Origin of the sequence: Nostoc sp. LPT, from assembly GCF_017115165.1 — a bacterium.
In the GTDB taxonomy this organism is placed as follows: Bacteria; Cyanobacteriota; Cyanobacteriia; order Cyanobacteriales; family Nostocaceae; genus Nostoc.
The window spans coordinates 44,115-67,174 of the sequence record NZ_JABXKF010000141.1 but is presented as its reverse complement, the minus strand read 5'-3'; the positions used below and the strand labels follow the sequence as shown (position 1 = coordinate 67,174).

The following is a 23,060-nucleotide window of genomic DNA, read 5'->3' as shown; positions in this document are numbered from 1 at the left end:
TCAATCATTTTGGTGAGAGAGGGCTAAATCCGGGGAAAAAAGTTTGTTTTGATTATCTACTAACCAACAATTTTAAAACGGTAAGACAGGATTATGCATCGTACAAGTAGCACATCGGGTGGATGGAATCAGTCAGAGGGTTTAATTTTTCTAGAACAAACTCCAGCGCCTTTCGTGTTGATTACCGCTGCTGATACAGATATTCAAACCTTGGCAGCTGCGGTTACAAAGTTACCTGTAAGCTTTCCGGCATTAAGAGTCGCCAACCTTTTGCAGTTACAGCAACAATTAAGTATAGATACTTACGGAGAACAAGTTTTAGAACATGCCCAAGTAATTATTTTGCGTCTGTTAGGAGGACGCTCCTACTGGGGTTATGGCTTAGAAGTAGTGCAAGAAATTGTGCAACGTAATGGTAGAACCCTTATTGTAATGCCAGGGGATGACGCTTTTGATCCCGATTTAATTTCCCAGTCTACCGTGCCCTTGGGTATTGTTAACCAGGTATGGCAGTATTTTAGCGAAGGCGGCGTAGAAAATTTCGTTAATGCTCTGCAATTTATCTCTGACAGTTGCTTGTTAAGTGCATACAATCCCCTGCCACCGCGGCCAATTCCACGTGTGGGATTGTATGAATGGGGAGCAGGAGGAGCAGGGGGAGATGAAGGAGCAGAGGGAGCAAGGGAGCAAAGGAGACAAGGGGGACAAGGGGGAATTATTGAACAAGTCTCTCCCTTATCTCCCCCCTCTTCCTTGTCTACCTTGTCTCTTCTCAATGCCCCATGCCCCATGCCCAAAATTGGCATCCTTTTCTACCGCGCTCATTATTTAGCGGGGAATACTAAAGTAATTGATGCTTTATGCGAAGCTTTGGTACAGAAAAATTTACAACCAGTGCCAGTATTTGTTTCTTCATTGCGTGAACCAGATGTTCAAGTTGAGTTGAGTGAATTTTTTCAACCCAAAGAAGCCGAATCAATCGCTGTGCTGCTAAATACTACCAGTTTTTCTCTAGCACGCTTAGAAAGCGAAACACCCCAAACCGAACTTTGGCAAAAATTAGATGTGCCTGTGTTGCAGGTAATCCTCAGTGGCGGATCAATTGAGCAGTGGGAGTCACAATTTCAAGGGCTTTCTCCCCGCGATATTGGGATGAATGTGGCGCTACCAGAAGTAGATGGGCGGATTATTACTCGTGCTGTGTCTTTTAAAGCATTGCAAACTCGTAATCCTCATTTAGAGACAGATGTGGTAATTTATGAACCAGTGAGCGATCGCATCGAATTCGTTGCTAAACTAGCAGCAAATTGGGCGCGTCTACGTTCCAAACCACCCCAGGAACGGCGAATTGCCCTAATTTTGGCAAACTACCCCAACCGCAATGGCCGCCTCGCCAATGGTGTGGGACTGGACACCCCAGCTAGTTGTGTAGAAATCCTGCAAGCTTTACATCTGGCTGGTTATCAAGTAGAAAATCCACCTGCTCAAGGAGACGAGTTGATTCAACGGCTGACAGATGGTGTAACTAACGATCCGGAAGGTAGAGAATGGCTTCCGGTACACCAAAGTGTTTCTTGGGAAGAATATCAAGAATATTTCGCTTCATTACCGCCAGCAGTGCAGCAAGGTATTAGTGAAAGGTGGGGAATAGGGACTGGAGACTGGGGACTGGGGACTGGGGAAAAGGAAAACAGGGGAGACGAGAGGAATACCCAATACCCAATACTAAATACCAAATACTCAATACCTAATCCCCAATCCCCAATCCCCAATCCCCAATCCCCAATTCCCGTTCCCGGAATTCAACTCGGCAACATCTTCGTGGGAATTCAGCCAGCAAGGGGTTATGATAATGACCCCAGTTTGAATTATCATGCGCCGGATTTAGAACCAACTCATGCTTATTTAGCTTTCTACTATTGGGTCAGAGAAACTTTTGGTGCTGATGCTGTAGTTCATGTGGGAAAACACGGAAATCTAGAATGGCTACCGGGTAAAAGTGTGGCTTTATCGAGTAATTGTTATCCAGAAGTGGCTTTTGGCGCACTTCCCCATCTGTACCCGTTTATTGTCAATGACCCTGGCGAAGGTTCCCAAGCTAAACGTCGCGCTCAAGCGGTGATTATAGATCATCTCACGCCGCCGATGACTCGTGCAGAACTCTACGGTTCTTTGCAACAGTTAGAAAATTTAATTGATGAGTATTATGAAGCGGACAGTTTAAATCCTTCGCGTTTGCCAGTAATTCGCGATCGCATCCACGAACTGGTAATCAAAGAAAATCTCCATCTAGATTTAGGAATCCAAAATGAAACAGAAATTTTTAATTCTGAATCATTAATTTTGAATTCTATCGGTGGCTATCTTTGTGAATTGAAAGAAGCTCAAATCCGCGATGGCTTGCACATTTTTGGGCAATGTCCCCAAGGACGGCAATTAAGGGATTTAATAGTAGCGATCGCTCGCATACCCAATCGCCATTCTTCAGGTATTACCCGCGCCATAGCTGAAGATTGGGGACTCGACTTCGATCCCCTCACAGCCGATTTGTCAATGACTAGTGGTGAATACTCAATAGTCAATGGCAGAGAATGCCGTACCCTCGGTGATATCGTCGAAGTCCTCGAAGAACACGCCGCCCTCTTAGTAGAACAACTCCTAACTCCTAACTCCTCACTCCTAACTCCTAACTCCTCACTCCTAACTCCTAACTCCCCACTCAGCACTACCCTTAACTGGATACGCGATCGCCTGCTTCCCGCTTTACAAAAAACCCCCGAAGAAATCACCCATTTATTACACGGACTCGATGGCGGATATGTCCCCAGCGCTCCATCTGGCGCACCCACACGCGGCCGCCCAGAAGTTCTACCAACAGGGAGAAACTTTTATTCTGTCGATATTCGCGCCATTCCCACAGAGACAGCTTGGGATATCGGCAGAAAAGCTGCTGAAACCCTCGTTGAATATTACACTCAAGAGCATGGTGAATATCCCAAAACACTAGGCTTATCAATGTGGGGAACAGCCACCATGAGAACTGGCGGTGATGATATAGCTGAAGCTTTGGCTTTACTTGGAGTTCAACCTGTATGGGATGGTGCAGCACGGCGAGTAGTGGATTTTGAAATTTTGCCTCTAGCGATTTTGGGGCGTCCTCGTGTAGATGTCACCTTGCGAATTTCGGGATTCTTCCGCGATGCTTTTCCCAACTTAATTGACTTATTCGATCAAGCAGTGTCAGCAGTAGCAGACTTGGATGAACCGCCAGAACAAAATCCTCTAGCGGATGCAGTTCGCCAAGAAACTGATTTGTGGACAAGCCAAGGATTAACTTTAGAAGCAGCCGTAGTGCGATCGCGTTATCGCATCTTTGGTTCTCGTCCAGGTGCTTACGGCGCCGGACTCCAAGGTTTAATCGAATCGCAAAACTGGACAGATGACGAAGATTTAGCCCGCGCCTACATCAACTGGAGTTCTTACGCCTACTCTTCAGAAAACTTGGCAGGGGAGCAGGGGGGACTCGGGGCCCCCTCTGGGGATAGGGGGGAGAGGGGAGCAGGGGAGCAGGGGAGCAGAGGGGCAGAAATTCTTCCTAACTCCCAATGCCCAATGCCCAATACCGAAGCCTTCAAGCAACGCTTGGCGCAAATGCAAGTTGTCCTGCACAATCAAGATAACCGCGAACACGACCTACTCGATTCTGATGATTATTACCAATTTCAGGGTGGCTTAACAACGGCGGTGCGTTCTCTACAGGGAAAAAATCCCCAAACTTATTTTGGAGATAATTCTATACCCGCCCAACCACGCATTCGCCAACTGAAAACAGAAATTGCACGAGTGTATCGTTCTCGCGTAGTTAATCCCAAGTGGATTGCAGGAGTTATGCGCCACGGATACAAAGGAGCATTTGAAATGGCGGCAACGGTAGATTACCTATTCGCCTACGATGCAACAGCTAAATGTGTCGAAGATTACATGTATCAAGGTATAGTGGAAGCTTATTTACTCGATCCAGTTGTTGTAGAATTTATTCAGCAAAAGAACCCTTACGCACTGCGTGATATTGCTGAAAAATTATTAGAAGCACACAAGCGCAATTTGTGGGAGGATGTAAATATAGGAACATTAGAAGCTTTGAGGAACCTAGTACATCAAGCTGAAGCAGTTATCGAAGAAAAATCAATGGTGTAGGAAACAAATATGGAGAATCTTGCGTATTTGCACCTAGCTTTCGCCTACGAAGACAGCACACCCAGTGAATTGGTCTCCCTCAGTTCTTTGTTTAACAAAGCAGCTGCACCAGACTGGAAAAGGCTTTCTGGTAGGGCTTGGAAGTATATGTTGCCCCTTGCTCTGTCTTTATCTATTCTTGGCGCCGTCAGCAGCGTCATGGCACTGGAAAAAGGCGATCAAGGTCCTTCTGTTAGGAATCTACAACAAAAGTTGAAAACAGCAGGTTTTTACCAATCTTCTGTTACCCAAGTATATGACGCATCCACACAAGAAGCTGTGCGGCGCTTCCAAAAGGCCGCTGGTTTACCAGTGGACGGCATTGTTGGAGCAAGCACCCTGCAAAAATTAGAAAGTTGGCAAGCGAAAAAGCCCACAACTAGGGCTACACAAGCTCAAAGAACCACTGCTGTAAGCGCACAAGCGAAAAAGCCCAGCACTACTAGTTCAGCCACCAGCAAACGCCCCAATCCCAACTACCTTGCTAAAGGGGATGAAGGTGAAGATGTGAGAGCTTTGCAAGAACGGTTAAGAGTCGCAGGCTTTTATTACGGAAACGCTACAGGCATATTTGGTCCAATTACCGAAGAATCTGTCAAGCGGTTCCAAGATTCTTACAAATTAAGCGTTGATGGAGTTGTTGGCCCAGCAACATTAAGTAAATTGCCAGGAACTGGCATCGGTGATGGAGAAGAGGCTCCCAAAAAGGTAGTCAATCGAGACAAACTTCGTGTAGGCGATCGCGGTGAGCCAGTTAGAATTGTTCAAGAACAATTGATCCAGGCAGGATATTTAGAGGGAGAGCCAAATGGCTACTATGGCCCCTATACTGCCGATGCTGTACGAAGATTTCAGGCAGCTAATTTCTTAGCAGCAAGTGGTGTTGCTGGCCCAACTACGCGAGCTAAGTTATATAGCTCAGTTAATACTACTAGCAAAAGCGAATTTAATACTTTAGAAATTCAAACCCGACTACGGGAGCGGGGTTTTTATAAAGGCAAGTTGAATGGTGTGATGGCAGATGATACCAAAAAAGCGATTAAACAAGCCCAAGAATTCTACGGGATTAGTCTCAAGGATCTTAAGAGCGGACGCTTTTAACATCCGCTTTGGTGTCGTTAGTATCACTTGCCAACTGATTGCTTGCCTCTAATAACAGCAAATTACGAACTGCTCAGATTCCATTTATTTGGTTAATTTGAGTAGTTTCTATTTATCCACCCAAGTGCTAAAGCGGCATCAGCGCCCGTTGGCACTTGGGACACACTGCATGAATAGTCATTTGGCAGTCCAGTAGGTGAAAACCTTCTTTTTGAGCAGTTTTTGACCCAATTTTTAAAATTGAGTCATTTTTAAACTCAATAGTTGAGTTGCATCGAACACAAATTAAGTGATGGTGATGGTGGGGATAGGGCTGGTTGATCTCATAATGCTTATGTCCCTCGCCCAATTCTAGTTCCCGTAAAATTCCCATCCTTGCCATCAACTTCAAAGTCCGATAAATAGTTGACAGACTGATCCCTTCACCATCAGTTTCTAGCCGATGATAAAGATCCTCCGCACTCAGATGTTCACCTTGCGGAAGTTCTTGAAAAATGTGTAAAATTGTTTCGCGCTGGGGAGTTAAACGCCAGCCTCGGTCGTTCAATTCTGCCTTAAGTGAAGTAGTTGTGTAGACAGTCATACTAATATTTCTCAACAAATATCGTTAATTGAGAATATAACAAATCTTTTGAGCAATTTGCAACAATCATTGCTTATTGACAAAATTTACTAAATACTTAAGAACAATTTATAAAATCTTGCTGAAAATTCAAGTAATAAGCTGTAGTGCATTTAATTTGCATACAGCTAATAGTTAGGATGTTTGTAACGATTACATCCCTTGACTTTGGATTTTGAATGAGTGAATTTTAAATTGCTGAGTTTATCCCCACTTTTAAGATATCTGAGCAAAGGTTTAGGGAAACTCTTGTACAATTAAATACAAATTATTTGCTACAAGCTTCTAAGAGGCTTTTGACCTGGGGATCAAATCAGCCCTTTGTCTCTAGTCATTTGTCAAGTGCAGTTTTCTAATGACAAATGACCCTCCGGGTTCGCCAGTTGCTCATGGGGGAAACCCCCAAGATCGCACTGGCTCACTAATGACAAATGACTAACTTAGAGACTCCAAATAGTCACGGATGAGATTGCGGCGCTTGGGTTGACGTAGCTTTTGCAAAGCCTTGGATTCAATTTGGCGGACTCGTTCGCGCGATAAGTCAAGAGCGCGGCCAATTTCTGCTAAAGAATAAGGATGACCATCTGCCAAACCAAACCGCATCAGAATTACATCGCGCTCCCGGCTAGTCAAATCTGACAGAAGATGATGCAAATCTCTTTGTAAAGATTCTCGCATTAACATCTCTTCTGGAGTTACACTGTCAGTTTCGAGTAATTCGCCTAACTCAGTGTCTTTATCTTTTCCTACTTTGGTTTCCAAAGAAACGGAGCGAGGAACCCGCAACAAAACTTCTCGTACTTGGGTAGGTGTCATCTCTAACTCAGTTGCTAAATCTTCTAGAGTTGGGGTGCGACCTTTTTCTTGAGCAATTTTGCGTTGGGCTTTTTTGATTTTGTTTAACTTTTCGGTAATATGAACCGGTAGGCGAATCGTGCGACTAGAAGTAGCGATCGCCCGTGTAATACCCTGACGAATCCACCAGTAAGCATAGGTACTGAAGCGATAACCCTTAGTTGGGTCAAATTTTTCTACAGCCCGCTCTAAACCTAATGTACCTTCTTGGACTAAATCCAACAATTCCAAACCACGATTTTGATACTTCTTAGCAACAGACACAACTAAGCGAAGATTCGCCTTAATCATGTGTTCTTTTGCTTGCAGTCCTTGGGACTGAACTTGCTCCAACTCTTCTACAGTCAACTTGGCGATTTCAGCCCAGCGACGTTTGCCATCTGCCAAAGTTGGTCTGAGATCGGATAAAACTATATCAGCAGTGGCAGCCCATCTTTCCAAAGATGGCCGATGTCCAAGTTCTGAGGTAAGACGTTCTTGAACTTCAATTAACCGAAGATAGGGCGTAATCACTGCATCCCCTTGTTTGGCGGCGTTAGCAAGTACTATCCGCATCCGCAAGTAGCGTTGGACTTTTTGAGCTTCTGAAACCTCTTCATCGCGCCCCAACAAGCGAACCCGACCAATTTCTTGAAGATATAGACGTACTAGGTCTGTACTCCGACGGTTGGTGCTAGTAGCAAAGTTAGCATTGTCAACAGAAGCCATCTCTAGCTCCTGTAAATCATCTACCGATAACTCACTTTCGTCAACCGTGAGATCCGAGTCCAAAGCCTGGCTAGACTTTTTGGTGTTGTAGGGGGCGTCTGTATAAAAAGATGTTGCTGGCATAAAGATCGTCTCAATGGCTCCAGGTAACAATAGATTTCGGTCAGCTTAGATTACGGTCAGCTATTCAACTGTTGCTATTGTTCCCGTGATTCACGATGAACTAACATGGTTGAACGTTCCATTACAATTTTTTTAGAAATTAACTGTAAGGGTTTTATTAGATACAGGATTACTGAACTGAATCGGCTGCTAAATTTTTGATTTAACCAATAGCTATTTATATTCACAGCTAGGTTTTCAATATTTCAACTACTTAGTTAATATTTCAACTTTGATGGCTTTTTGATGGTAACTTTTATAACACAGTATAAACATCCTTCAGTGAATGTCATCTTTATAATTGGCATAGTCACATTTACATGGCTAAAAAGTAATATCCTGACGATTTAGCAATTTTTTCTCAGGATTATTCAGGTATAAGTAGAACTAATAGATATCGGGGAAGTGATTAGCATTAACGGTAAAAATTCTCTCGACACGGAGATAGAAGATGCGGATAAATTATCAAATTCTCTCTCTGTGTCCCTGCATCCTCTTGTATGTCAGCTTTAATCTGCCAATTTCAATTTGACAGACTACTAGTAGTCCATTAAGCTAACGAAAGCCTGGTATGTAGTAAGCACTTCAGTGCTTAAGAAAAGGACTAAAGTCCTTGCTTAAGAAAAGGACTAAAGTCCTTACTACAAACTTATTTACGCAGCATAGTTGACTTGACAGACTACTAACTAGTAGTTGTACTCTGGCTTGATATCTCGCAACATCAGTTCATCAAGTGCTTGTCGGGGTGTGATTTCGCCTTGAAGTAACCGATAAACTTGCCCGGTAATTGGGACTGCGATGTTTTGTTGCTTGGCTCGTTGCATCAAAACCCGGCAAGTGTTTACTCCTTCAGCAGTTCCTTGTAAATTTGCGAGAGTTTCTGTAAGCGACTTACCACCAGCTAGCTGGTAGCCGACTTGGTAATTGCGACTTAAGGGACTGTTGCACGTTGCTAACAAATCTCCTAGACCCGATAAACCATAAAATGTTTCCGTCTTTGCGCCCCAGTTGTTGCCAATGCGAACCATTTCTGTAAGTCCACGGGTGACTAAAGCAGCTTTGGCATTGGTTCCCAGTTGTAAACCATCGCACACACCCGCTGCGATCGCAATCACATTTTTCAGTGTTCCCCCTAGTTCTACGCCCAAGGGGTCGGGATTGGTATATACCCGGAAACGATGAGAAGAAAATACTAACTGCACTACTTCCGCAGCCGTGGGAATATTACTGGCTACTACCGTGGCTGCTGGTAATTCCATTTGAATTTCTTTTGATAAATTAGGCCCAGACAAAACAACCACTGCATGGTTAGGGAATATTTGTTGCCAAATTTGTGAAGGCGTGCAGGTGGTTTGAGGGTCTAAGCCTTTCGTCGCTGTCACAAAAATTGTCTCTGGAGAAAGGGGGAAAGACTCAACTTGGGAAGCAACATCTCTCACACCAATCATTGAGATAGCGGACAGGACTATTTGGACATCTTGTAAAACTGCTTGGATTTGGGAACCTTGACGCGACCACACGCGCACCTGATGACCATTTGCAGCAGCGAGATTTGCCAGAGATGCACCCCAAGCACCTGCACCAAGAATTGCGACGGAAAGTTTTGTGTTGGAGTACATCTGCTCACTCATAATTCCTAATTCCTAACTCCTAACTTTTGAGCGTGGGTAACGTTCCATCAATTCCCTGACTTGTTCAGCATAATATGAGCTTCTTGTCAATGGTGAAGAAACAACTTGTAAAAATCCGATTTCTTCGCCGAATGCCTTCCAGTCAGCAAATTGTTCTGGATTGACAAATTCGTTTACCTGCAAGTGTTTTTGACTGGGTTGGAGATATTGCCCAATGGTCAAAATGTCGCAATCCACGGTTCGTAAGTCTTGCATGACTTGGCGAATTTCGGCATCAGTTTCACCGAGTCCAACCATGATCCCGGATTTAGTGTATGTGCTAGGAGAAAGTTGACGAGTGCGTTGCAATAATTCTAATGTGCGATTGTAGTTTCCTTGGGGACGCACCCGGCGATATAGACGTGGAACAGTTTCAGTATTGTGGTTTAATACCTCTGGCGCAGCTTGTAGAATCGACTCTAGAGCATTCCAATTACCGCATAAGTCAGGAATTAGCACCTCAATTGTGGTGTTGGGTGAAACAGAGTTAACTGCATCAATACACGCCATAAACTGAGATGCACCACCATCAAGCAAGTCATCTCGGTTTACAGAAGTGATGACTACATGATTAAGGTTCATGCGGCGAACAGCTTGGGCTAGTCGTGAAGGTTCCGTGGGGTCTAGTGGTTTGGGTTTTTTCTCAAAATCAATATCGCAGTAGGGACAAGCGCGTGTACAAGCCGGGCCCATAATCAAAAACGTGGCAGTTCCAGCGTTGAAGCATTCACCAATATTCGGACAGGACGCTTCCTCGCAAACTGTATTGAGGGCTAAATCCCGCAAAATTTCTTTAACGTTACCGATGCGCTCACGCCCAGGTGCTTTCACCCGCAACCAGTCTGGTTTTACAGTCACAATCCGCTTTTACCACTAGAGTTATACAAACTCAATCCTAGCAAGCAAAGTCTTTGATGAAGCGATCGTATATAGATGTAATTCTGCTATTTGGTACAGGTTGTGATATTCTTAATTTACAATGCCATTTTCATGGCGGGATGTGGCGCAGCTTGGTAGCGCACTTCGTTCGGGACGAAGGGGCCGCTGGTTCGAATCCAGTCATCCCGATTTATTTTGTCGAATAACTAATTATTTGTCGTTGTTAACAAATTAATGTCGTGATTAACGAATTAATATCGCTGTTAACAAATTAATGTCATCAAAGTTACTCTTGCAACCGTTAACAAATTAATGTCACCGACTGTCTTTTTTGGGACTGGTTCAAAATCAAGCTTCCCCAAAGTCTAATAGGGATTTTAGTTGATTGCGATTCCCCTTTTTTCAAGGCACTCAAGGGGGAAATGCTGTTTCAATCCCTAATAGGGATTTTAGTTGATTGCGATATGAGTGTTATTAGATGTGAACTCCCAGATTTTCTGTTTCAATCCCTAATAGGGATTTTATTTGATTGCGATTTAAGATATGCATTAATCAGCTAGAACTCTTTCCCTGTTTCAATCCCTAATAGGGATTTTATTTGATTGCGATAAGTAACTCCAGAAAATGTATAAGGTAAGGTAAATTTGTTTCAATCCCTCATAGGGATTTTATTTGATTGCGATCTTGCAACGCTGGAGGGTCGTTACTACAAAAGGCGTTGTTTCAATCCCTAATAGGGATTTTATTTGATTGCGATAATTAGCGATCGCACTGGTATCTAACTATTCACTGTTTCAATCCCTAATAGGGATTTTATTTGATTGCGATTGGCTTTACACAGAATAGCGCAACACATCTCCTCGTTTCAATCCCTAATAGGGATTTTATTTGATTGCGATTTTTTGCCTTGTTCATCTATATATACAAACCCATCTGTTTCAATCCCTAATAGGGATTTTATTTGATTGCGATACCTTTCATACTCATCGTGTATGCGTTTTAGCTTGTTTCAATCCCTAATAGGGATTTTATTTGATTGCGATATTTGAAAAAGATGGGGGTAGTTGTGATTGCCACGTTTCAATCCCTAATAGGGATTTTATTTGATTGCGATTGACAAATACCACGACTATCTCTGCATCTAAACGTTTCAATCCCTAATAGGGATTTTATTTGATTGCGATTTGAAGTCCCCTTTTTTATCCTTTGATGATTATTGTGTTTCAATCCCTAATAGGGATTTTATTTGATTGCGATCTATAGTATCGGTTACATCCTCAGTAGCCCCTTGAGTTTCAATCCCTAATAGGGATTTTATTTGATTGCGATTTCTTAATCAGCTATAGAATCTTCAAGAGATCCTAAGTTTCAATCCCTAATAGGGATTTTATTTGATTGCGATCAATAACTATCAGCAACGGCTCGGTTCAGTTGTTTCAATCCCTAATAGGGATTTTATTTGATTGCGATTCGATAAATTATTCATTGCTTGTCGAGAGATAAGTTTCAATCCCTAATAGGGATTTTATTTGATTGCGATGATTATCGATAAATTATTCATTGCTTGTCGAGAGATAAGTTTCAATCCCTAATAGGGATTTTATTTGATTGCGATGATTATCGATAAATTATTCATTGCTTGTCGAGAGATAAGTTTCAATCCCTAATAGGGATTTTATTTGATTGCGATCGTAGGCTTATCGGCAGGAGTAGGAGGAGGAGCCGCGTTTCAATCCCTAATAGGGATTTTATTTGATTGCGATCAGCTTCACGCATTTGCTCCACTACATTAATCTTTGGTTTCAATCCCTAATAGGGATTTTATTTGATTGCGATTTTTGTGGGTACTGGATGGGTTGCTAAGGTCGAGGTTTCAATCCCTAATAGGGATTTTATTTGATTGCGATGGGAACCTCGTACAAGGTTAGAAAAAAAATAGCAGGTTTCAATCCCTAATAGGGATTTTATTTGATTGCGATAGTTAGACTGGAAGTGTTCAGTTGGAATACTTTCGTTTCAATCCCTAATAGGGATTTTATTTGATTGCGATGATTCTCAAATATTCGCTCCTGGAGCTTATGTTGTTTTCAATCCCTAATAGGGATTTTATTTGATTGCGATATCATCTCAGAACTCAGTGGGGCGGCATGGCTCGTTTTCAATCCCTAATAGGGATTTTATTTGATTGCGATACCCTTGAGCATCAAAAGGGAGGTAGCAAGGCATTTTTCAATCCCTAATAGGGATTTTATTTGATTGCGATCAGAAAAGCTGAAGCGTCTGCCTATAGCGCTCGATTTTCAATCCCTAATAGGGATTTTATTTGATTGCGATGGCAAGCGGCTGAAAGTCCTGTGTTATTTGGTTTTCAAGGTTCAATAGCGCAAATGCAAAAATCATAACATAGGGACTGGCAATTGTGCTAACTGTAAATAGCTGAAAGTCAGTTTATATAAGGTGCGCGGATGGTTTCAAGATTTTAAAGCTCTCAAATTCTTGCAGATACGGCAATCTAGCCATTTTTGTAGTTACCCCTTCACCAACACCTACCCATTCGCGCACTTGCCAAAAAAACTAGTCTGATTACTTAAAATTTTCCTTAGGAGCTAACATCTGTAAAATCTTTTCTACACGATCCAACTCTCCAACGATTCGCCGAATTGGGTGAGGCCAAACCTTGACAAGGGTAGGAGTTGCAGAAACCTGATTCAGTTCTGCTTGTTCTGGATGACTTAAAACATCAATCACCTTCAGAGTATAAGGATGTCCAAGCGATCGCTCTAACAATTCATGTAAATTTTGCAGAATGCGTTCAGTAGAACTGCTATGTCCTGCAACAAATAAGCGGAGAACATAACCTTGGGTAATGGCTTCTTTTTTTTGTACTATTACTGGTTGGTGATATTTTGGCACAGGTTCAGAAAGGTCTAGACGGACAATTAAGTCATGATCCTCCCAAAGCTGCCCAAATGATGAATGATAGGTTGTTAAGACCATGCGATCACACAATCCCTCTTGCCAAGGAGCTGCTTGCCATACTAATTCCCCTGTGCCAAAAATAGCATTAAGCAAAGTTTGGTGTCTAATTACAGCCGGATAAGCTTCAGCAAAAGTTCGCACTTGTTGAGTGCGCGGATCTAACCAATTGTCAATAGTTGCAGTATAACAAGGCACTAAAAAGTGCGGTGGCTCTGGTAAATCTAGGATTTCTTGCAAAGCTGAGCACAAATGCAAATGCCATCGACCTTGCTTGCTAGGGTCGATGCAGTAAATTAAATCTCCTCCAGGTGTAAATAGCGCAATGCCTTTAAACAGCTGGGGTGTAGATAGTTTATTTGTCGTCAAGTTATTCACAGAGGTTAGGGAACTAAAAGTAAAAATTTTCTCTTTTACCTTTTACCTTAGCTATAACCTCAACCAGGATCGCAAAGATATTTGGGACTGGTGATTGGGGACTGGGGATTGGGGACTGGGAATGAGGGAGAATAATTACTAACTAAGCTGTTCGTTATTTAGTTTTACAGGGCAATCTAAGACAGGAAACAGTTTCAACCGCGAAATTATCAACTTTAGATGCGCGTCACCTTACTAAATGTTGAGCAATCACCCAGTCCCCAGTCCCTAGTCCCCAGTCCCCAGTCCCCAGTCCCCAGTCCCCAGTCCCCAATCGTTAAACTCGACCTCGGAGAAACTGTGCCATTTCGTTAGGAGTTGGTGACATTTCCAAAGCAGTTTCTTCAGTGATTCGTCCGTCTTGATAGAGATTCAGCAACGACTGATTCATCGTAATCATGCCGTCAAAGCCAGCTTGTTTCATTAGCTCGCCAATTTCATCATACTTACCGTCTTTGATCCATTCCTTAATTGCTTCAGTATTAATCAGCACATCGTGGAAAGCAGCCCGCTTACCGTCAGTTGTGCGACACAAACCTTGAGCAATTACTGCCACTAAAGACTCAGAAATCGCCACCCGCATTGCATCCTGTTCATCACCAGAATAGAGGTTGAGAATCCGCTCAATGGTTTTGACCGCACTATTGGTATGCAAGGTTCCCATGACTAAGTGACCCGTCTGAGCGGCTTTTAGGGCGGTGTTAACTGTTTCCTTGTCCCGCATTTCCCCCACCAGAATCAAATCTGGGTCTTCCCGCAAAGCTGCTTTCAAAGCGTTGTCAAATTTCCGGGTATGCATTCCCACTTCCCGCTGTTTGACTAAAGACTTGCGGCTTTGATGGACAAATTCTATCGGGTCTTCAATGGTGATGATATGTTTGGCCATCTCCTTATTGATGTAGTCAATCATCGCTGCCATTGTGGTGGACTTACCAGAACCAGTAGGCCCTGTTACCAAAATTAAACCTTTATGGTGATGGCAAATATCCCGAAAAACTGGAGGTAATCTCAACTGTTCCATAGTTAAGATTTTTAGCGGAATCAACCGCAACACCATTGCAGGCCCTTTGAGGGAGCCAAAAACATTAATCCGCACGCGAGCAAATTCGTATTGAGTTGCTCCGTCAAATTCTAAGGATTCTTCAAAGCGCTGAATTTCTCCCTCACTCATCACCTCCCGCAACCAACTCATAAAAGTTTCTTTATCTGTTTCTGGATAATCTCCTGATTGAATTTCTCCTCGGCTGCGGAAGCGGGGTGGTTCACCTACACCCAAGTGCAAGTCAGAATATCCCTGATCGTAAGCTTCTCTGATTAACTTCTCTAAAGTGAGTTCTGAACTGCTGTTTTGAGGGCGAACTGAATTAGGTATTGGCGGTGGACTACCTGGACGATGACCTGCAACAGGCAAATTAGTACCCCTATTCATTGACATATCGAGTGTTTGTGTCATCTGCCGCTGCGTACTAAAGGTTGGGGTTGGCGGTGGTGGCGGCGGCATTGGTGGTAGATTACGTCCGGCAGCAGAGTTAGAATTTGATGGAGACTGTAATTCTGTCATATATCTTCACATTTGGCAGTTAAAAAGTTGAATTAACGAGAAGTAAAGTCACTTGCTTTGATGACTTTTGGAGAATGCTTGTCTGCAAGCCTTAGCGGTGATAGAAGGCGATTGAAACTCTAGAACCACGGTCAATCTATCTCATCTACCTCAATTGGTATCTTTTATTTCCTAAGATTTCATTACTCAGAATATTTAGATAGATTATTTAAGCTATCTAAACTGGTTTTACACATGTAAGGACTCAAAATGCCTCAGTAAATACACTTAAATATAAAGTAATTTCTTATTCTTTTGATTTTAAAGTAAATATTCTCATGACTTAGATGAGAAATTTATCCCAGGCATGGGCACAAATTGCCAGCAATTAACAGCACAAATAACTAGCAGTTCATTTATTCAGCCTGTCTAGTAATTATGAGAAAGACTACTAATTTTTATAAGAAATGTTAAGTTGAATAGGAGCGATATAGTGGGGATCAAGGTTAAAAGCTCATACCTTTTAGGTTCTATACCTGAAGGTAGATGCAGTAAACAAGTTTTTTTAATAGATATAAAATTGACTTTATATCCATAATTACAAAAAATTAACTGTAAACTTTAGTAAACAAATGCTCATTTTTCCGATTAGTTTTTATATACTAAATTTCACTGAAACAATTCAGTTTACTCGTGAAAAGCGAGGTATGACTGAAATTAAAATTTGTTGTGTATTTTAGGAGGAAAAGTCATGGTTTCTGCTCAAAGCTCTAATCAAGGAAAGACCTACTCCTTGTTGATGATTAAAAGCTTTTTAATATGGACTTTTACATTAGCAGTATGTTTGTTGGTTGTGGGTTTTCCACTAGTTGTCTTGATGGCTACGGTCGGATGTCTGTTGTCGATTATCTTGCAATCTGTGATGCCTGTTAGTGCGGTTTTGCTTGTAGCTGGCGCTCTAATAATGTTTAATGTTATGGCAGTTGTATTGGCTGCGGGTGTGCTAACTGTTAAGGGAGTTCATCCTAGTGAAGTTAAATGGTTAAGCTGGCTGCATGGCGAGGCAGACCAAATGCAGGCTACTGTTTACGCTGCTTGCCCTCTAACTTGTGAGATTAAATAGTTATTACAGGTTAATTAGACAAACAGTGCGTCTGCCCGGTTAAGCCGGGTTTTTTCATGGTTTGTTTTTATAATTTGAACTTTTAAATAGTCATTACAGGTTAATTAGATAAACAATGCATTTGCCCGGTTAAGCCGGGTTTTTTTATATCTTGTGTAGATTTATCCATTAATATTTATGGTTTATATGAGGATTGACCATAGACCATTGACCATAGACCATTGACTATAGACCATTGACTATAGATGGTAAATTACAGATGACTAATGACTAATCAAAAACGCGTTTGCATTATTTTAGGTACTCGCCCAGAAGCGATTAAACTCGCTCCAGTGATTCAGGTTTTCCAGAAGTCTTCAGAATTTCAGTTGCAAGTAATTCTAACTGGACAGCATCGGGAGATGGTTGAGCAAGTTATGCAACTGTTTAATATCAAGTCGGATTATAACTTGGAAATTATGCAGGTTCAGCAATCTCTAAATGATATTACTTGCCGTAGTTTACAAGGGTTAGAAGAATTATTTAAAGTAAAAAAGCCAGATTTAGTAATTGTGCAGGGAGATACTACCACAGCTTTTGCCGCAGCTTTAGCAGCTTTTTATCAAAAAATTCCTGTTGGTCATGTAGAAGCAGGGTTAAGAACTGATGATCTCTTTAATCCTTATCCAGAAGAAGCTAATCGCCGATTGATTTCTCAAATTACTCAGTTGCACTTTGCGCCGACTCCTTGGGCTGTGGAAAATTTGCATCGTTCTGGTGTTTTGGGTAAAATTCACATGACGGGTAACACTGTAATTGATGCATTATTGAATGTTGCTGCAACCCAAGTAGTTTGTAATGTCCCAGGCTTGAACTGGGAATCATATCGGGTTATGTTAGCAACAGTTCATCGTCGGGAGAATTGGGGAGAACCTCTGTTAGCGATCGCTCAGGCGTTTTTACAAATTTTAGACAAGTTTCCTGATACAGCTTTGCTGCTACCATTGCACCGCAATCCGACAGTGCGAGTCCCCTTGCAGGAACTTTTAGGGAATCATCCCCGAATTTTCTTGACAGATCCTCTAGATTATGGCGAATTGGTGAGAGCAATTGGGCGATCGCATCTTTTGCTCACTGACTCTGGTGGCTTACAAGAAGAAGCCCCCAGCTTGGGAAAACCAGTACTAGTTTTGAGAGACACCACCGAAAGACCAGAGGCTGTTGTCGCTGGTACAGCCAAACTTGTTGGCACTACGACTGAGAATATTTTTGCAGCCGCTGCTGAGTTACTCAGTTACTCAGATGCTTATGAAGCGATGGCAAATGCAATCAATCCTTTTGGGGATGGTCATGCAGCAGAGCGCATTTTGCAGATTGTACAAAATTACTTGGGTATTTCATCAGAAACATCAACTTAGGAACTTTTTTCAACAAAATGCAAAATTTCCGTTTTCTAAGGTGCATAAAACCGGGGTAAAAGTCGGTTTTTCACTTTATCAGTTCTTGTGGAGTGAGGTCGTATTGCCCGCCTGATGACGGGCCAGACGTTCTGAAATTTTGATTTTCTGAACTTTTGACTTCTCTCCATTCCACCAGAAAATAGGTAGAACTTGGAAAGGAGATGTTCAAAGGGTGGCTTCTGGCTAAATACCCAGAGCAGATCGAGTTTCGGGGCCCACAACACCATCTACAAGTAAACCTTTACTTTGCTGAAAGCTGCGGACTCGGCTAACAGTTTCTTGACCGTAAATTCCATCAACTCTGAGATTACCCAAAGCTGTTTGAACGTCTCTGACGAGCAGACCTTTAGAACCAGGGGTAAGAATTATCGAACCGCCAACACCACCAGGTCTAGTTACAGGACGATTGTTAGGTCTATCACCAATCCATCGGGCAAAAACGTATCTACCCGTAGAAAGTCTGGCAAAACCGTTTTCATATCGTTCAATTGCTGGAAGTGTTGTCCCATTTGGTACACAGTCCACATAAGAGTAGTTGCTGCTTGGGCCTGAACGGACACGTAAACAACTGCCGTTAGTCTTTACATACGCAGCCGAACTCATTTGAATTTGGCTAACAGCAGCAAGTAATACACCAACACCAGCTAAAGCTAACCAAGCCGAAGATTTAAACAGTTTTTTCCAATTTAATTGAGGTTTAGGAAAATTATAATTAGTGTTTCCAGATGCCTCTTCTTGAGCAATAAACATGTGAGAATAAGCAAGATATTCCATAATGTGCTCCTTTATATGAAAAAATGAGTACTTGCAGAGAACCACTTGGTTGTTCTCTGTATTTATTCTTAGTATATTTTATATCACTACTTTTGAATAGTTTTTACTACTAGCGAAATTAATAAAAAATAAAATTAGTCAAAAGATTCCTGAGAAAAAGCATCGCCTGATGATTTAGGATAAAAATCACCAGGCGTTAGCATAGCCCTTCGTAGAAATTGTATTTTTACAATAAATAAAATTTAGTTAAAGCTTTCTTGCTTACTGGCTTCTGCCTTGTTGCACCCCAATATCTCAAGCCTATTGTCGATTCCAACTAAACTAGCAACTACAAAAGCTAATTCGTCTAAGTCTATCGGCTTGCATAGGTATATATCATAACCTAATGATAATGCCAAATTACGGTCTTCCTCGTCAGCAGATGCCGTCAGAGCAATAGCTGGAATCTCTCTCCCTCGTTTTGCTTCCAGATTTCTGGCCTTCAAGAGCAGTGAGTAGCCGTCTTCATCTGGTAAATAAATGTCACTAATTAGGATGTCTGGTTTAAAAAATGACATTATTTCTATAGCCTCCTCTGCTGAAGCAGCAGTGATAATCTCTGCTTCGCCTAATTCAAATAGGTAGGTAAGTAATGTTCTTGTATCAAAGTCGTTATCAACAACTAGCAATCGTATACCTTGAAAAGACATTGATTGATTAGACATTATCTAACTGCCCTGTAGCTCAAATGTTTGGAGTAGCAATTACATCAAAAGGCGGGTAATGCCATTTGATGTCTACTTTACTAAAGCTTAAAAGAACTAATTAACAAGTGTCTGTCCGGTTTCGGACATAGTAATTTAAAATAATTAAATAATTAATTCATTGGCGATGTCTACGACGGGCTACGCCTACGCGCCTTGGCTAATTCCCCAGCAACCGAGCAAATTCGCCTTGTATGACTTGATAACACTCGCAAGAAGTTGCTTCCAAAGCCTCTCGTTTCAGGATGCTAATATGACCACGCTGGTAGCGAATCATTCCGGTTCGGCTCAGGGTATTAGCCGCTACTGTCACACCGGAGCGCCGTACACCTAGCATCTGGGCAATAAATTCTTGTGTGAGCGGAAAATCCTCTGATTCTAGACGGTCAGAGACTGTCAGTAGCCAACGAGCCAGCCGCTCCTCTAGGGTATGAAAACGGTTGCAGGCACATCCTTGCGCCAGTTCAGTGTATACAGCTTGTACATAGCGCAGCAGCAGGTTTTGAATAGCTCCACCCTGATTGAACTCGGTTCTAAGTACATCTGCATCCATCTGCATAGCAGCACCTGAAACCTGCACAAACGCTTTTGTGGTTGTTGTGTTGCCTCCTAAAATTATCGGGATACCAACCATGCCTTCATTGCTCACTACCCCAACTTCCATCATCGAGCCATTTTCCATATTAGTGACTAAAGAAACTACTCCGTTTTGGGGAAAATAGACCTGTGTGATCGGTTCTTTTGATTCGTAAATGACTTGCCGAGTTGAAAGCGAAACCAACTTCAAGTGTGGAACAAGACGCTGATAATCACTAGTTGACAATGCCGCGAGTAACTTATTTACTTGCGGCTTAAGAGTGTTTTTGCTCACTGAACATTAAAAGATAAATTTGCTCAAAATACTTTAAATCAAGTTATTTTTGCGAGTCTGTTCGGTTTCGCACGCATATAGCAAAGTGCTGAGTGCTGAGTGCTGAGTAAAAACCCAGTTTTGTCAAGGCTTTGAGCGAGCAACACTGTCTTAACATTAGTGACTACGGCTATAAATCAAAAAAATTTTTCGCCTCGCTTACTGGGCTTCATGCCCAGTAAGCGAGCAAATTCGTTTTGTATGACTCGATAACACTCGCAGGAAGTTGCTTCTAAATCCTCTCGGTTCAAGATATTAATATGACCACGGTGATAGCTGATCATTCCGGCTCGGCTGAGGGTGCTAGCCGCAACTGTAACGCCGGAACGACGTACACCTAGCATCTGGGAGATAAATTCTTGCGTGAGGGGAAAATCTTCTGATTCCACACGCTCAGAGACTGTCAGTAACCAGCGAGCCAGCCGTTCGTCCAGTGTATGCAGACGGTTGCAGGCAGCTCCTTGCGCCAGTTCAGAGTATATAGCTTGTACGTAGCACAGCAGCAGGGTTTGAAGCGCTTCGCCCCGATTAAACTCGGCTCTAAGTACATCTGCATTCATCTGCATAGCAGCGCCCGAAATCTGCACAAATGATGTTGTGGTTGTGGTCTTGTTTCCTAAAATTACCGGGATACCAATCATGCCTTCATTGCTCACTATCCCAACTTCCGCTGTTGAGCCATCTTCCATAGTGGTAACTATAGAAACCATTGACTTATCAGGAAAATAGACCTGTGTGATCGGTTCGCCTGCTTGGTAAAGGATTTGCGGAACTTCGAGCGAAACTAGCTTTAGATGGGGGACAAGACGCTGATAATCACTGGCTGGCAGAGCTGCGAGCAGCTTATTTGATGGTTGCTGAAAATTTTTATCTAATGACATTACAAACCACTCTCCTTAAACTAGGTAACTTTAGAAAAGCCAACTCAGAGCACAAGGAAAGGATTTAAAGATCAGATCCTAATGTCAAAAGGTATATTCGCTAAAGAAACACGGAGACAATCTAAAAAAGCTTAAATGAACACACTTGTTTGAGTCTGTGCGGTATCGTACACAGAAGCTTAAAAAAAATTATTTTCGTCGTTTATTGGGCTTATTGCCCAATAAACGAATAAATTCCTCTTCTAGTATCTGATAACATTCACAGGAAGTTTTTTCTAAAGCCTCTCGATTCAGCATCTTAATCTGACCACGGTGGTAGGCGATCATTCCAGCTTGGCTCAAGGTGCTAGCTGCTTCAGTGACACCAGCGCTATTTACACCCAGCATCTGTGAGATAAATTCTTGGGTAAGCGGAAATTCCTTTGATTCCAGACGGTCAGAGATTGTCAGCAGCCAACGAGCCAGCCGCTCCTCTGGCTGATGAAGACGGTTGCACCCAGATTCTTGTACTATTTGAGTGTATACACCTTGGACATAGCGCAGTAGCAAGCTTTGAAGCACTGTACCCCGATTGAACTCACTTCTGAATATATCTGCATCGATTTGTATGGCAGTATCTGGAATCTGCACAAATGCTGTTGTGATTGTGGTGTTGTTTCCTAAAATTACGGGTATACCCACCATGCCTTCATTGCTCACTAAACCAACTTCTGCTGTGGAGCCATCTTCCATAGTGGTGACTATAGAAACCACTGCCTTATTAGGAAAATAGACCTGTGCGATCGGCTCGCCTGTTTGGTAAAGGACTTGCCGATTTGACAGCGGAACCAGCTTCATGTGGGGAATAAGACGCTGATAATCACTGGCTGGCAGAGCTGCAAGCAACTTATTTGCTGGTTGCTCAAAGGCATTTTTGTCTAATGACATTGGAATTCTCCTGAATGTAGCCGTCTCTAGAAAAGGCAACTCCAGGCATAAGGAGAAAAATCAAAAATCTAATCCTAATGTCAAAAGGTGTAATTCCTAAAAAAAGTTGGAATAAGAGTTTTTTATACTTCTATTTATAAAAATAACATAACTAAATTATTTAATGCAAAATAAAGGGCATTGCTGATTAAGAATACGAGTTTGTTTCACGCAGAGGCGCACAGACACAGAGAGTAAGAGTTGAAAATACATGATTTTTGCATTTCATATATAGCAGTCCTAAATCATTTCTGTTGGCTGTCATTAGTCATTTGTCATTTGTCCTTTGTTATTTGCAATTTACTTAGCGCAAAGTCTGAGCGGAGGTTTCCGACGCTCGATGACTCGCTAACGCTGCGCTATCCGTTGGCGCTTCGAAGTGTACGGTGTTTATTCAAAAATCAAATAGGAATTCTATATCTAAATTCAGCAACGGCAGATCAAGTATTAATATGCCACTTTGTAACTCCAATTGAATCCATCAAAAATGCCATAATCATCCCAGGAAATATTTTAATCATTCAGTATAATTATACTAATTTGTTACTTAAATCACATTGCTTTAGACATGAGTATTGTTGTCAGCGATCGCAGGTTTTCGGTGCGTTACGCTAACGCGGTAACACACCCTACGCCTTCAATCACATTGCTATAGACATGAGTATTGTTGTCAGCGATCGCAGCAAAAATTCCTGGTTATGCAAATCTTTAAAACCCTAAGTCTTTGTTATTGCTACTAGCTGTTGTAAAGTTACTTAAGTGAAAATAGTATGTTTTAATACTATAATAACCAGCTACTTAGGAATCCTACTATATATCAATATGAACATTTGTTAAGACTTAATTATAGAAAAATCTTAAGAATTTTTGATATACTACGGTAAGTCTACTTTTAAAACGTAGTATAAACTCCGGCTAAAACAGTTCATTTCACAAAAACTCAATAAAAGCAAGTATTTTCCACTACAATTTTAGATTTTTTCTTACTCCCAACTAACTTACTTATCTGGTTCATCTATGCAATAATAAACAACCATATCCATTTAATACGTTTTATC

The 23,060-nt window shown here is 42.0% G+C and carries 15 protein-coding genes, 1 tRNA gene and 1 CRISPR repeat array; of the genes, 5 read left to right on the top strand and 11 right to left on the bottom strand.

Annotated elements, in window-relative coordinates:
- Window positions 1-93: 93 nt before the first annotated feature.
- Window positions 94-4,197: a cobaltochelatase subunit CobN gene (gene cobN, locus HWQ58_RS27105; RefSeq protein ID WP_292869781.1), complete on the top strand. Its 4,104-nt coding sequence runs from the start codon at window positions 94-96 to the stop codon at window positions 4,195-4,197.
- Window positions 4,198-4,206: 9 nt separating this feature from the next.
- The gene (locus HWQ58_RS27100) at window positions 4,207-5,337 is read left to right on the top strand and encodes a peptidoglycan-binding protein (protein WP_292869778.1); all 1,131 of its coding nucleotides are present in this window, start codon (window positions 4,207-4,209) and stop codon (window positions 5,335-5,337) included.
- Between the two features lie 127 nt (window positions 5,338-5,464).
- Here the strand turns inward: HWQ58_RS27100 and HWQ58_RS27095 are convergent, their stop codons facing one another.
- The 4 genes from HWQ58_RS27095 to lipA form a co-directional block, all read right to left on the bottom strand.
- A complete protein-coding gene (locus tag HWQ58_RS27095) occupies window positions 5,465-5,920 on the bottom strand; it encodes a Fur family transcriptional regulator (RefSeq protein ID WP_292844215.1) in 456 nt (151 codons plus the stop codon).
- A gap of 474 nt (window positions 5,921-6,394) precedes the next feature.
- Window positions 6,395-7,645, bottom strand: a complete 1,251-nt coding sequence (sigC, locus tag HWQ58_RS27090) for an RNA polymerase sigma factor SigC (protein WP_292869775.1) — start codon at window positions 7,643-7,645, stop codon at window positions 6,395-6,397.
- Window positions 7,646-8,370: 725 nt separating this feature from the next.
- Window positions 8,371-9,303: an NAD(P)H-dependent glycerol-3-phosphate dehydrogenase gene (locus tag HWQ58_RS27085; RefSeq protein ID WP_292869803.1), complete on the bottom strand. Its 933-nt coding sequence runs from the start codon at window positions 9,301-9,303 to the stop codon at window positions 8,371-8,373.
- A 24-nt stretch (window positions 9,304-9,327) separates the two neighbouring features.
- Entirely contained in the window at window positions 9,328-10,212 is an 885-nt protein-coding gene (gene lipA / locus HWQ58_RS27080) for a lipoyl synthase (protein WP_292869772.1), read from the bottom strand.
- Between the two features lie 136 nt (window positions 10,213-10,348).
- On the opposite strand from lipA, the gene HWQ58_RS27075 reads away from it, so the two are divergent.
- Window positions 10,349-10,422 (top strand) — tRNA-Pro (locus tag HWQ58_RS27075).
- Window positions 10,423-10,588: 166 nt separating this feature from the next.
- Window positions 10,589-12,567: direct repeats of the CRISPR family, unit length 36 nt; unit sequence TTTCAATCCCTAATAGGGATTTTATTTGATTGCGAT.
- Between the two features lie 249 nt (window positions 12,568-12,816).
- Here the strand turns inward: HWQ58_RS27075 and HWQ58_RS27070 are convergent.
- Together HWQ58_RS27070 and HWQ58_RS27065 are read right to left on the bottom strand one after the other, a co-directional pair.
- Complete coding sequence (locus HWQ58_RS27070) at window positions 12,817-13,587, bottom strand: circadian clock KaiB family protein (RefSeq protein WP_292869769.1); 771 nt, start codon at window positions 13,585-13,587, stop codon at window positions 12,817-12,819.
- Window positions 13,588-13,903: 316 nt separating this feature from the next.
- Window positions 13,904-15,187, bottom strand: coding sequence for a type IV pilus twitching motility protein PilT (locus HWQ58_RS27065; protein ID WP_292869766.1), 1,284 nt, complete (start codon window positions 15,185-15,187; stop codon window positions 13,904-13,906).
- Window positions 15,188-15,917: 730 nt separating this feature from the next.
- Between HWQ58_RS27065 and HWQ58_RS27060 the strand changes: the two genes are divergently transcribed.
- Window positions 15,918-16,289: a hypothetical protein gene (locus HWQ58_RS27060; RefSeq protein WP_094349008.1), complete on the top strand. Its 372-nt coding sequence runs from the start codon at window positions 15,918-15,920 to the stop codon at window positions 16,287-16,289.
- Between the two features lie 266 nt (window positions 16,290-16,555).
- A complete protein-coding gene (gene wecB / locus HWQ58_RS27055; protein ID WP_292869763.1) occupies window positions 16,556-17,686 on the top strand; it encodes a UDP-N-acetylglucosamine 2-epimerase (non-hydrolyzing) in 1,131 nt (376 codons plus the stop codon).
- Between the two features lie 225 nt (window positions 17,687-17,911).
- Here wecB and HWQ58_RS27050 read toward each other — a convergent pair whose 3' ends face one another.
- The 5 genes from HWQ58_RS27050 to HWQ58_RS27030 all read right to left on the bottom strand — a co-directional run bounded on the left by HWQ58_RS27050 (window position 17,912) and on the right by HWQ58_RS27030 (window position 21,963).
- Complete coding sequence (locus HWQ58_RS27050) at window positions 17,912-18,502, bottom strand: peptidoglycan-binding protein (RefSeq protein ID WP_292869758.1); 591 nt, start codon at window positions 18,500-18,502, stop codon at window positions 17,912-17,914.
- Between the two features lie 242 nt (window positions 18,503-18,744).
- Window positions 18,745-19,206 carry a response regulator gene (locus tag HWQ58_RS27045; RefSeq protein ID WP_292869755.1) on the bottom strand — a complete coding sequence of 154 codons (462 nt, stop codon included), beginning with the start codon at window positions 19,204-19,206 and terminating at the stop codon, window positions 18,745-18,747.
- A gap of 199 nt (window positions 19,207-19,405) precedes the next feature.
- Window positions 19,406-20,116, bottom strand: coding sequence for a Crp/Fnr family transcriptional regulator (locus tag HWQ58_RS27040; protein WP_292869752.1), 711 nt, complete (start codon window positions 20,114-20,116; stop codon window positions 19,406-19,408).
- A gap of 176 nt (window positions 20,117-20,292) precedes the next feature.
- On the bottom strand, window positions 20,293-21,036 hold the full coding sequence (locus tag HWQ58_RS27035; RefSeq protein WP_292869749.1) for a Crp/Fnr family transcriptional regulator: 744 nt from the start codon (window positions 21,034-21,036) through the stop codon (window positions 20,293-20,295).
- A 189-nt stretch (window positions 21,037-21,225) separates the two neighbouring features.
- Entirely contained in the window at window positions 21,226-21,963 is a 738-nt protein-coding gene (locus tag HWQ58_RS27030) for a Crp/Fnr family transcriptional regulator (protein ID WP_292869746.1), read from the bottom strand.
- Window positions 21,964-23,060 lie beyond the last annotated feature (1,097 nt).